The organism is Oerskovia sp. NPDC057915 (assembly GCF_042887685.1).
In the GTDB taxonomy this organism is placed as follows: Bacteria; Actinomycetota; Actinomycetes; order Actinomycetales; family Cellulomonadaceae; genus Oerskovia.
Map to the genome: position 1 here is coordinate 62493 of NZ_JBHVOS010000025.1, position 10875 is coordinate 73367.

At 75.3% G+C, this 10875-nt stretch carries 9 protein-coding genes; 2 read left to right on the forward strand and 7 right to left on the reverse strand.

Annotated elements, in window-relative coordinates:
• Window positions 1–110 precede the first annotated feature (110 nt).
• Window positions 111–1163: a WxL protein peptidoglycan domain-containing protein gene (locus tag ACFVQ3_RS16065; RefSeq protein ID WP_387641042.1), complete on the reverse strand. Its 1053-nt coding sequence runs from the start codon at window positions 1161–1163 to the stop codon at window positions 111–113.
• Between the two features lie 6 nt (window positions 1164–1169).
• Entirely contained in the window at window positions 1170–3473 is a 2304-nt protein-coding gene (locus ACFVQ3_RS16070) for a choice-of-anchor I family protein (protein ID WP_387641045.1), read from the reverse strand.
• Between the two features lie 305 nt (window positions 3474–3778).
• Between ACFVQ3_RS16070 and ACFVQ3_RS16075 the strand changes: the two genes are divergently transcribed.
• Window positions 3779–4324: a hypothetical protein gene (locus ACFVQ3_RS16075; RefSeq protein ID WP_387641048.1), complete on the forward strand. Its 546-nt coding sequence runs from the start codon at window positions 3779–3781 to the stop codon at window positions 4322–4324.
• Between the two features lie 111 nt (window positions 4325–4435).
• Entirely contained in the window at window positions 4436–5389 is a 954-nt protein-coding gene (locus ACFVQ3_RS16080; protein WP_387641051.1) for a phosphotransferase, read from the forward strand.
• Between the two features lie 9 nt (window positions 5390–5398).
• Here ACFVQ3_RS16080 and ACFVQ3_RS16085 read toward each other — a convergent pair whose 3' ends face one another.
• The 5 genes from ACFVQ3_RS16085 to ACFVQ3_RS16105 are packed head-to-tail and all read right to left on the reverse strand — an operon-like array spanning window position 5399 to window position 10165.
• Window positions 5399–6034, reverse strand: coding sequence for an energy-coupling factor transporter transmembrane component T family protein (locus tag ACFVQ3_RS16085; RefSeq protein WP_387641053.1), 636 nt, complete (start codon window positions 6032–6034; stop codon window positions 5399–5401).
• The gene (locus tag ACFVQ3_RS16090; protein ID WP_387641056.1) at window positions 6031–6792 is read right to left on the reverse strand and encodes an energy-coupling factor ABC transporter ATP-binding protein; all 762 of its coding nucleotides are present in this window, start codon (window positions 6790–6792) and stop codon (window positions 6031–6033) included. Before ACFVQ3_RS16090 ends, ACFVQ3_RS16085 begins: the two co-directional genes overlap by 4 nt.
• Entirely contained in the window at window positions 6789–7976 is a 1188-nt protein-coding gene (locus ACFVQ3_RS16095) for a thiolase family protein (protein WP_387641059.1), read from the reverse strand. Before ACFVQ3_RS16095 ends, ACFVQ3_RS16090 begins: the two co-directional genes overlap by 4 nt.
• Window positions 7973–9415, reverse strand: coding sequence for an AMP-binding protein (locus ACFVQ3_RS16100; RefSeq protein WP_387641062.1), 1443 nt, complete (start codon window positions 9413–9415; stop codon window positions 7973–7975). The genes ACFVQ3_RS16095 and ACFVQ3_RS16100 overlap by 4 nt, the downstream gene beginning before the upstream one ends.
• Window positions 9416–9433: 18 nt before the next feature.
• Entirely contained in the window at window positions 9434–10165 is a 732-nt protein-coding gene (locus tag ACFVQ3_RS16105; protein WP_387641064.1) for a biotin transporter BioY, read from the reverse strand.
• Window positions 10166–10875 lie beyond the last annotated feature (710 nt).

The window sequence follows — 10875 nt, forward strand, 5'->3', positions numbered from 1 at the left end:
TTTGGTTGCCCGCCATATGGGCCTCCGGGGTGGGGCGGGCCCGGGGGCCCGAATTTGCCGGGGTTGGTGGGGGGCCCCCCCCCCCGCGGTCCCCCCCCCCAACCACGCACTCAACGAGCAGCGAGCGCCTCGTCCACCGCGGCCTCGAACCGCACGCGTGCCCGACGGCGCAGCGCCCGCCAGGCCAGCACCCCACCGACCAGCAGGGTCGCCGCGGCGAGCGCCGACCACGGGACCGCCCACAGCCGGCCCTCGCCCGTGGCGAGATCCGCGCGGTGGGTGGCGGCGCCGTCGGGCAGGGTGGTGCTCGCCGTCGTGGCGACGACGGGCGCGAGGGTGACCGACGCGCCGAGCCACCCGAGCGGCGCGACGCCGCCCACCGTCCCCGTGAGCGTGAGCGCGTCGCCCGGCAGGAGCTCGGGCAGCTCGCCCAGCGCGACCGACACGCCGCCGACGCCCGCCGGGCCGGCGACCGTCGCCGAGAGCGGACCCGTGAGGCGCACGTTGCCCGTGTTGGTCACCGTGAACGTCAGCTCCGCGCCCCCGGTGCCCACGGGGTTCCACGCCCCGGCGTAGCCGGCGTGGACGGCCGTGACGGTCGCCGACGGGGCGACGTCTCCCGCGACCCGGACCAGGACGCGCGTGCCGAGGCGCCGGTCGACCGCGACCCCGCCCTCGCCCTCGCCCGCGCCCGTCACGAGCGAGGTCACGAGCGCGGCCGTGTGGTCGCCGGGTGTGGCGTCGGCCGGGACGCTCAGCGTGAAGGGGACCGTGACCCGTTCGCCCGGACCCACCGCGACGCGCGGGACGTCTGCCGTGATCCAGGCGCCCAGGTCCTCGGACGGCGTGCCCGCCGGCAGGACGTCGAGCGCACCCGTGGGCGAGGTGAAGGCGTCGGCCGCGTAGACCGCGAGGTCGAGCGGGGCGTCGCCGTGGTTGGTCACGACGAGCTCGTCCGTGACCGTGGCCCCGGGGTCGAGGGCGAGGTCGAACGTCGGGGCGGAGGCGGGGGCGACGCCCCAGGTGACGGGCTCAGTGACGGGCTCGCCGTCGGGCGCTTCGAGGGCCACCGCCGGGGCGGCCGACAGCAGCGCTGCGACCACCCCGGCGAGGACGGCCGTCGCACCGCGACGACGACGGGCGGCCGCGGTGCGACGGTCCACGACCGCTCAGCCGATCGCGGTGAGCGTGAGCGTGGCGGTGTACGTGCCTGCGGCGGCGTCGACCGGGAAGCGCAGGTCGAGGTCGGCCCCGAGGACCGCGCTGCCCGGCTCGTGCCCGGCCGTGGCAGAGCCCAGGAGGGCCGAGTCCGCGAGGCCGTTGCCGCTCACGAGGCCCGAGGCCACGGGGGCGCCCGCGAGCGTCCCGCCGCCTGCCGTCACGAGCGACGGGGTCCAGCCGAGGTGCTTGCCGGGCAGCGTGCGCGATCCCGTGCCGGAGCCGCTCGTGAAGTCGTCGACCTGGGCGGAGACGGACCACGCGGGCGCCGTCGCGCGGGTGTCGGTGACCGTCACGGCGCCGAGCCGGCCGGTGGCGGCGAGGTGGTCGCCCACGAGCCGGGCCGTGCCGAGGTCCACGACGCGGCTGCCGCCGTCGACCGTCCACACGAACTCGCCCGGCTCGACGGGCGCGGCCGGGATGGTGACCGTGAGGTCGATCCGCCCGTCGTCGGGCTCGGCCCCGGGGACGTCGACGCCGTAGAACGTCGTGGTGCCCGAGATCTCGTTCCCGACCGCGAGGAGCGGCGCTCCCGTGGGCGAGTCGCTCGCGCGGACGAAGGTGAGACCCTCGGGACCCAGGTCACCGGCCTCGGCGAGCCGCTCGGGCGTCGCCTCGGCGCTCACCGAGAAGTCGCGGTGGTTGACGTAGGAGACGTAGGACGCGTGCACGGGGTCGGTGACGTCGAAGACCGCGATGCCGCCCACGCGCTCGAAGCCGATGAACGCGTACGTGCGCCCGCCGACCTCGCCGAGCGTGAGCCCCTCGGGCTCGGGGCCCTTGTCGTCGCTGCGCCCGTCGAACCCGGACCCGGTGTGGTTCGAGTTGAAGTAGTCGGGGTTGACCGAGGCCACGAGCTGCTCGAACGCGTCGCCCGAGTCGAAGACCTGTCGGCCGTCGGTCGACCAGATCGAGAACGAGCGCGACCCGTAGGAGTACAGCTCCTCGTAGCACGAGCCGTCCGAGCGCAGGCCGCTCGCGGTGCTGATGTTCAGGCGACCCAGGTGGGCGTCCGCCGTGAGGTCGGCGAGCGTCGCGGGGTTGCCCTGTGCGCCGACGAACGACGAGAACGCGTCGGCGCACAGGCCCGGGACGCCCTTCTTGCCGAGGTCCTTGACGCGCTTGACCTCGGAGTATCCCGACCAGTCGCGCGAGTCGCCCTCGTTGGCCGTGACGAGGTACGTCGCGCCGCCCGCCTGGTACGAGGCGATCGTGTCGGGCTGATAGAGGCCCTTGACCGGCCACGCGCGGATGTCGATCTTCCCGTCCTTGTCGGACGCGTCGAGGCCCTTGCCCGCCGCGAGGTGGTCCTGCGTCCCGAGCGGCAGCAGGTCCGTCACGGTCGCGCTCGCGACGTCGACGACCGCGAGAGCGTTCGCCTCCTGGACGCTGGCGTAGGCGACCGTTCCGGTCGCGTCCCACGCGACGTACTCGGGCTCGAGGTTCTCCGACACGGGGCGCTCGGGAGTGCCGGTGCCCGCTGCCTCCCGGCCGCCGAACACGCGGACCCCGGCCGGGACGGGCCGGGTGCCCCCTGCCTCGAACGCGTGGAACGTCGCCGTGCGGACGTCCGCCTGGGCAGGGCTCGCGAGGCTCGTGGGTGCCGCGACGATCGAGATCGAGCCCTCGGGGTCGACGCTGTAGTCGTCCGCGGGCTCGCCCTCGTTCGCGACCGCGATGCGCGAGCCGTCGGGCGAGAACGTCACCATGTCGGGCAGCGCGCCGACGCGCACGGCACCGAGGATCGCGTCCGCCGGGGCCGTGCCCGGGGTGGTCACCGGAGCGGCCGCGTCGAAGATGACGAGCCAGCCGTCGTCGGTCTTGGGGCTCGACTCGACCGCGGCCACAGCGAGCCCGTCGGGACGGATCGCGACCGAGTTCACGACGGCGTCCGCCGCGACGACCGAGCCGTCCGCGGAGGCCGTGCCGCCGACCGCGAGGTCGAACAGCCGGGTCGGGGCCGTGGGGTCCTGGGCGTCGAGCACGTCGACCCTCCCGGACTGGGCGTTGACGACGAACAGGCGCTTCGAGGCCGGGTGGAACGCGACGATCTCCGCCGCGGACTCGTCGAGCTGGCCCGTCGAGTACGTGCCGAGCGGCGAGAGCGTGACGGCAGGGGGGACGGACGGGTCGGGGGCCGCGACGGCCGTGCCGACGACCCCGAACGTCCCGGCGGCGACCGCGACCGCGAGGCCGGCGGCCACGACCCCGGTCGCCCTCGGGTGCGGCAGGCGGGACTGGTGAACCACGCGCATTCCGTGCTCCTCGTTCCGATGGCCCCGCAGGGTGCAGGGCGGACGCTCGGAACCTAGGCCCGGCCGGTGTCGGGCCGGTGAACGGCGACCGACGGGACGAGGGCCGCCGGATGACCGATCGGGCGTACGTGACGAATCCGGCACCGCGCCGACTAGGGGATGACCCTGGGAGACCAGCCGTCGGCATGCGACGAGGGGTGGAGACCGGGAGACGCCGAGGTCCCGCGAGCGGTGCAGGCAGGCGCCGGCAGGACCCGACCACGACCCGACGCGGCGGCCCGGGGTGCGTCCGTAGCGTCGATGCCATGACCACGAACACCACGTCCCCGTCCATCGTCCGCCGTCCCCGCACGCTCGCCGTCGTCGCCCTCGGAGGCCTCGCGGCCCTCACGCTCAGCGCGTGCGGAGACATCTCCGAGAGCCTCGCGGAGCGCAACGACGGCCACACCAAGACCTACGCGTTCGACACCGGCAAGGAGGGCAAGGCCGACGAGGTCGTCCCGGCCTGGGTGCCCGACGACGCCGCGACCGTCCAGGGGATCTTCCGCACCACGGGCACGGAGCGCCTGCTCACGTACCGGGGGAGCCTCGACGGCCTGCCGGCCGACTGCACGACCGTCTCGGCCGAGAACCCGCTCACCCCGCAGCCCGAGCGCGAGGGCTTCACCGCCGAGGACTACCGCACGGACTCCACCCTGCTGGCCACGTGGTGGCCCGACGAGCAGGAGAAGGCGAGCACCGTGATGTGCGGCAAGTGGTGGATCTCCGCGGACGGCGAGGACGTGTACGCGTTCACGCCCGAGCTCACGAGGGTCGAGATCGAGAAGCAGCCGACCCCCAGGGCGAAGTAGGCAGGGCGGGTGCGCGGTGCGGGTGAGATGCGGCTGACCAGCGAGAACAGGACAGGACTCGCGGGCGCGCGCTCAGCCGTCCCGCGCCGCGCGCCGACTACTGTCACCCGGATGGACTCGACACGACGCACCGTCTCGACGCGGCGCACGACCTGGCAGGAGCTCGCACCGCAGGTGCGTGCCGACGTCGAGGAGATCCTTGGCGGTGAGGTCGTCCTGGCCGAGAGCCAGGCGCACGGCTACTCCCCGGGCAGTGCCGACCGCGTGCGCACGGCCACGGGGGAGAGGGCCTTCGTCAAGGCCGTGAGCCGCACCCGCAACGCCGACGCCTACGACATCCACCGCCGCGAGCTCGACGTGCTGCGCCGCCTGCCCGACGCCGCGCCCGCCCCCCGGCTCCTGGGCGCGCACGAGTCCGACGAGTGGGTCGCGCTCGTGATCGAGGACGTCGACGGCAGGCACCCCGGACTGCCGCCCGAGCGTCGCGAGCTCATCGCGCTCCTCGGCGCGCTCCTCGAGCAGCCCGTGGTCCGGGACCCCTCGGGCACCTCGCCGTTCCCCGACGCGACGGCCGAGCTCGCCCCCTCGTTCGACGGCTGGGCAAGGCTGCGCTCCGACGGTGACCTGTCGGCCCTCCCGGCCTGGGCGCTCGGCCACCTCGACGAGCTCGAGGCGCTCGCGGCCGGGGCGGCGCGAGCAGCGCACGGCGACCGGCTCGTCCACCTCGACCTGCGGTTCGACAACCTGCTGGTCGACACGTCCGCGCGCGTGTGGGTCGTGGACTGGCCGTGGGCCGGGACGGGCGCGCGCTGGATCGACGGCGTGACCCTGCTGCTCGACGCGCGGGTCAACGGCAGCGCGGTCGACGTCGACCGGATCGCGGCGACCCACCCGCTGTTCCGGGGGGCCACGCGCGAGCACGTCGACGCGTTCCTCGCGGGGCTCGCCGGGTACTTCTTCGACGCGGCACGTCACCCCGCCCCGGTGAACATGCCGACCCTGCGCGCGTTCCAGCGGCGGCAGGGCGTCGTCGCGATCGAGTGGCTCGCGCAGCGGCGGTCCTGACCGGCGGGCTCAGTCGTCGAAGCCGCGCGCCCGTAGGGCCTCGCCGAGCGCGTCTGCCTGCCGCATCGCGCCCACGACGAGCGGCACGGCGAAGGCACGCACGTCGCGCTCGTGGCCGCGGGCTCGCTGCGCGTCACGGACCCGTCCCGCGAGGTCCGCGACCACGGGCACGCTGCGCAGGGCGAGGGCCAGCACGAGAGCGACGCGCTCGACGTCCACACCGACGCGACCGAGCGGCCAGAGCCCGCGCTCGATCGCCGCGAGCAGGTCGGAGGCCCGCGTCGTGCAGGTCACGAGGCCCGCGAGCGCCACGAGCACCAGGAGTCGCGTGCTGAGGACGGCGGCGGACGTGAGGTCCATGAGCCACCACTGGAGCGCGAACACCACGGGCAGGAACACGCGCAGGGGCCGCACCTGGCCCCACGCGGCGCGCCACCCGAGGCCCGCGAGCGCGTAGAGTCCCGCGACCGCGAGGGCCGCGAGGCCCACGCCCACGGCGTCGCGCACGAGCAGCAGGGCGAGGGAGCACACCATGAGCGCGGCGAGCTTGGGCCCGGCGGGTGCGCGGTGCAGCAGCGAGCGCCCGACGACGTAGGCCCCGGCCGCGTGGTGCGTCGCTCCGCGTGCGGGGCCGGGGTCGGTCACGGCCGCTCGTCCAGGAGCCGGCGGTAGTACGCGACGGCCGGTGCGGGCTCGTCGTCGGCCACGACCCGGCCCTCGTCGATCACGAGCACGCGGTCGTAGCCCGTCATGAGGTCGAGGTCGTGCGAGACGAGCACGACCTGCTGCGGGATCTCGGCCAGCAGCGCGGCGACGCGGCGCGTGTTGCGCAGGTCGAGCAGGGTCGTGGGCTCGTCGGCGACGACGAGGCGTGGTGAGGTCACGAGGACCGACGTGAGCGCGAGGAGCTGCTTCTGGCCGCCCGAGAGCAGGTGCGCGGGGTGGTCGGCGTGGCCGTCGAGGCCGTGGCGCGCGAGCCAGTCCCCGACGAGCCGGTCGCGGGCGGCACGGTCGTGGTCGCTGCGACGCAGCGAGTACGCGACGTCCTCGGCGACGGTGGGCATGACGATCTGGGCGTCGGGGTCGGAGAACACGAAGCCGACCCTGCGCCTGACCTCGGCGCCCGAGCGCCGCGTGTCGAGGCCGTCGACCCGCACGGCGCCGTGAGTGGGCAGGACGAGGCCGTTGAGCAGCCGCGCGAGGGTGCTCTTGCCCGAGCCGTTCGCACCGACGATCCCGATGTGCCGCTCGCGCAGCTCTGCGCTGACCCCGCGCAGGACGTCTCGCTCACCGAGGCGCACGTGCACGTCCTCGAGCCCGACGACGCAGCCCACCTCGGGTGGGGGCGCCGGGTCCCGGGTCGGGTTCTCGACGGTCGGCCTGCGCAGGCGGGTGCCTCTCATCGGACCACCTCGAACAGCCCGGCCACGCCCAGGCCCCCGCCCACGGCTGCGGCCGCGAGCCCGAGAGAGCCCGCCGGGGCCCCCGCGCGCACGAGCCTGCTGAACAGGCGCACGACCGACACGGCCCCGCTCGCCCCCCACGGGTGGCCCAGCGCCAGGGCGCCGCCGTCCGCGCACAGGCGAGGGTCGTCGTCGGGCAGGGAGAGGGCGTCCGTGAACGCCAGCACCTGCGCCGCGAAGGCCTCGACGAGCTCGATCGCGGCGAGGTCGTCCGTGGTCCGGCCCGTGCGCGCGAGCAGCCCGCGCACCGCCGGGACCGGCCCCCAGCCCGGCAGGCGTGGGTCGCAGCCGCGCGTCACACCGCCCACGAGCCGCAGTCCCGGCACGCCGAGCCTCGCCCGCTCCCGTTCCGGGACGATCGCGACGACCGCGGCCCCGTCGCTGATCGGGCTCGCGTTGCCCGCCGTCACCGTGCCGCCCGGCGTGAACGCCGACGGGAGGCGTGCGAGCACCGCGAGGTCGAGCGGGCGGGCGCGCTCGTCGCGTGCGAGGTTGCCCACCGCGACGGCCTCGGCGTCGAAGCGGCCCTCTGCGTGAGCCGCCAGGGCGCGTGCGTGCGAGCGGGCGGCGTGCGCGTCCTGGCGCTCGCGGCCGATGCCGTGCGCGCGGGCCAGGGCGTCGGCGGCCGTGCCCATGTCGGGGTCGTCGTACTCGGGCGGGGTGAAGGGTGCGCGGTCGTAGGGGACCGGGGACGCGGCCGAGCCTCGGCGGGGGCGGCGCGAGCGCAGGGGCGCCGTCGACGGGCTCTCGACGCCACCGGCCAGGACCAGGTCCGCTTCTCCGGCGCGGACCCCGTGGGCCGCGAGCAGGATCGCGGCCAGGCCGCTGCCGCACTGCCGGTCGATCGTGACGCCCGGGACCTGCTCGGTCAACGGTCCCGCCGGGTCGAGCAGCGTGGCTCCGAGGACCGCGACCCGCGCCAGGTTCCCGCCCGGCCCCGTGCAGTTCCCGAGCGCGACGTCGGCGACGTCGAGCCCGTGGCCCGCGGGCAGGTCGGCGAGGGCGGCCCCCAGGACGGGGGCCGCGAGGTCCGCCGCACCGAGGTCGGCGAGCCCGTGGCCGGCCGTGCCGATCCAGGTCCGCCGCGCGGCCACGACCACGGGGGAGTCGGGCGACGGGCTCACCGCAGCGCCTCGTACGCGGGCTCGCCGGACAGCAGCGCCTCGCTGATCGCACCGCGCGCGGCCTTGCCCGACGGCGTCCGGGGCAGCGCGCGCACGCCGTACCAGTGGCGCGGGCGCTGGGCCGAGGACAGCGAGGCCCGCGCCACGCGTTCGAGGTGCGCGCGCAGCCCCGGTCGGTCCGCGCACTGCACCACGGCCGTCACGACCGCGCCCAGGCGGCGGTGCGGGGTCCCGACGACCACGACGTCCTCGACGCCCGGGATCGCGCGCAGCACGACCTCGACGTCCTCGGGGACGACCGTCGCGCCGCCCGTGAGGATCGCGCCGTCCCCCCGGCCGCGCAGGACCAGCGAGGCGCCTTCTCCCGGGGTGGGCCCGGGGGCGGGTACCTCGGCCAGGTCGCCCACGGTGCACCACTCGCCCTCGCGACGGAACGGGCCGGTCGCCCGGGCGAGGTAACCCTGCGCGACCCACGGCGAGCGGACCCAGACCTCTCCGAGCGTCGCGCCGGGCAGCTCGCGCACCTCGACCTCGACGCCCGGGAACGGGCGCAGGCCGGTGCCGTCGGTGTCGATCGCGACGAAGGACAGCTCGACGGCCCCGTAGTAGGTCACGACTCGTACCCCTGCGCGCGCCGCCCGGCCTCGTACGTCGGCGGGCAGCGAGGCGCCCCCGACCACCGCGGTCCGCAGGCGGCTCGGGGCCCCCGCCTCGATCGCATCGAGGATCGGTTCGAGCGCCGAGGGCACGAGGTGCACGACGTCGGAGGTCGCCAGGGCCGTCGTGATCGCGGCGTCCCCCCTGGCGAGCTGGACGCACGCACCGGTCGCGAGCGCGTGCACGGCCGCGAAGCAGTAGAGCGACGACGCGAGCGGACCGGGCACCAGCACGGTGTCCTCGGGACCGGTGCCCGTGAGGCGTGCTGCCGCCGGGAACGAGCCCGTCCAGGAACCGCGGGTGCGCGCGACCGCGCGCGGTCTACCCGTGCTGCCCGAGGAGAACCCGGCCCACGCGAGCGCCGAGCCCGACGGCTCGACGGGAGCAGCGTCGTCGGGCCGACTGCTCGTGACCGGGGCGCTCAGCGGGGCGAGCGCGTCCGCCGCGCTGCCCCGCGGGAGCGGGACTTCGACGAAGCCCGCCGGGGCGATCGTCCGGAGCACCTCGGCGCGCTGGGCGCGGGACCAGGTGTGGTCGCAGACGAGGGGAGTGGCGCCCGCGAGGTCGACCGCGAGGAGGGCCGTGAGGAGGTCGACGGGGTCGGGCAGGGAGATCGCGACGACGTCGCCCACGGCCGTCCCGGTCGCCCGCAAGAACTCGGCTCCCGCCGCGACGTCCGCGGCGAGGGCTCGGTACGTGCGGGAACGCTCCGGGGAGCGCAGCGCGCAGCGCGCCCCTGCGGAGCTGCGGGCGTGCGCGAGGACGGCGTGGGCGACGGGCATGAGGGGATCGTAGGTCGATCAGGCCGCGGGGCTCGCGGCGGGCTGGTTCTCCGGCGTCCTCGCGCCGCGGCGCAGCGGCGACGCGGCTGGGTAGGCGCGGACCACGCCCACCGTGACCGAGGCCGCGACCACGGCCTTGATCAGGTCGCCCGGGAGGTACATGAGCGCACCTGTCGCGACCGTCCGGAGCGAGAAGCCCGTGACGAGCGCCTGCAACGGAATGCCCAGGGCGTACATGACGAGCATGCCGCCCACGACGCACGCGACCAGGACCCGCCAGAACGACAGGACCCTGAAGCGTTGCACGATCAGGCCGATCACCGCGGCGCCCACCACGAACCCGACGAGGTAGCCCGCGGACGGTCCCACGAAGACCCCGGGACCGCCGCGCCCGCCCGACAGGAGCGGGAGGCCCGCTGCGACGAGCGCGAGGAACGTGAGCATCGCGAGTGCGCCACGCCACGCGCCGAGGAGGGCGCCGGCGAGCATGACCCCCAGGGTCTGGAGCGTGATCGGGACGGCGTTGCCGAACAGGGCCAGGCTCCCCGGCATGCCCAGAACTGCGGTGAGGGCTGCGAAGGTCGCGATGCGGGCCGTGTCGGCGGCGGTGATGCGCCAGCGGGAGGTGGGGGGCTCGGTGTGCTGCGCGGGCGGCCCCACAGGATCGGGATGCTCGGCCACGACCTGACGGACACGGGGCCCCTCGGTGTGGTCGGCAGCGGGCATGTCTGTGGGCACGGCGCGGGGCACGGGGACTCCTCGGGACGGCGGAGAGGTGCCGGGCGGCACGTGTCCACTCTGGCCCTCGCGCGGGTGAAGATGCGTGGGCGCCACGGGCCAGCGAGAACAGCGCACGTTGGTGAAACTCGACAAGTGGTTGGAGGAAACCTCCAGGCACCGCCACCAAATGCCCGAGGGTTTATGGAGGACCTACAAGAGAGTGCACACCGTCGCTGATGTGGCTGCGTCTGGTCGGGGGCGGGGACTCCTTCGCGCCGTTCGTAAGGACTTGCACGCATGTCTTGTTTGGTCCTATCTTCTGGTCACCACCGCTGGCTGAGTGTTTGCTGAGTGCCGGCTTGGGGCCCGCCCGCAGGGGGTGAGGGTTTCGGTTTTGTGCCTGTCGCTGGTGATGGGTGCGTGGCTTACGGAGCGGTGGCCAGTGGTCTCGTCCTTCTTTGGTGTCCCTTTCGCGCGTTCTGTGCGTTCTGTGCCTGGTGTGCGGCGCGGGGTGGCGTGGGGGGTGTCGGTGGTGCTCGCGGTGGGTGTGGTGCCCGCGAGCGTTGCTGTGGCTGCGCCGGTTCCCGCTGTTGCTGGCGGGAGTGCGTCATCGCCTGCGTGTGTGGGCTCTGCGGGGTCTGCTGCGGAGGCGACGTTGGTGGCTGCGTCGTGTGATCGCGAGGTCGAGGTGGTCTCGGAGCGTACGGCGTGGGACACGGTGTTCGCGACGCCGGAGGGTC

Bases quoted from the DNA above. Each gene is read 5' to 3' on its own strand.
- ACFVQ3_RS16080 (WP_387641051.1), top strand. From the start codon at position 4,436: ATGGACTCGACACGACGCACCGTCTCGACGCGGCGCACGACCTGGCAG.
- ACFVQ3_RS16070 (WP_387641045.1), bottom strand. From the start codon at position 3,473: ATGCGCGTGGTTCACCAGTCCCGCCTGCCGCACCCGAGGGCGACCGGG.
- ACFVQ3_RS16090 (WP_387641056.1), bottom strand. From the start codon at position 6,792: ATGAGAGGCACCCGCCTGCGCAGGCCGACCGTCGAGAACCCGACCCGG.
- ACFVQ3_RS16100 (WP_387641062.1), bottom strand. From the start codon at position 9,415: ATGCCCGTCGCCCACGCCGTCCTCGCGCACGCCCGCAGCTCCGCAGGG.
- ACFVQ3_RS16075 (WP_387641048.1), top strand. From the start codon at position 3,779: ATGACCACGAACACCACGTCCCCGTCCATCGTCCGCCGTCCCCGCACG.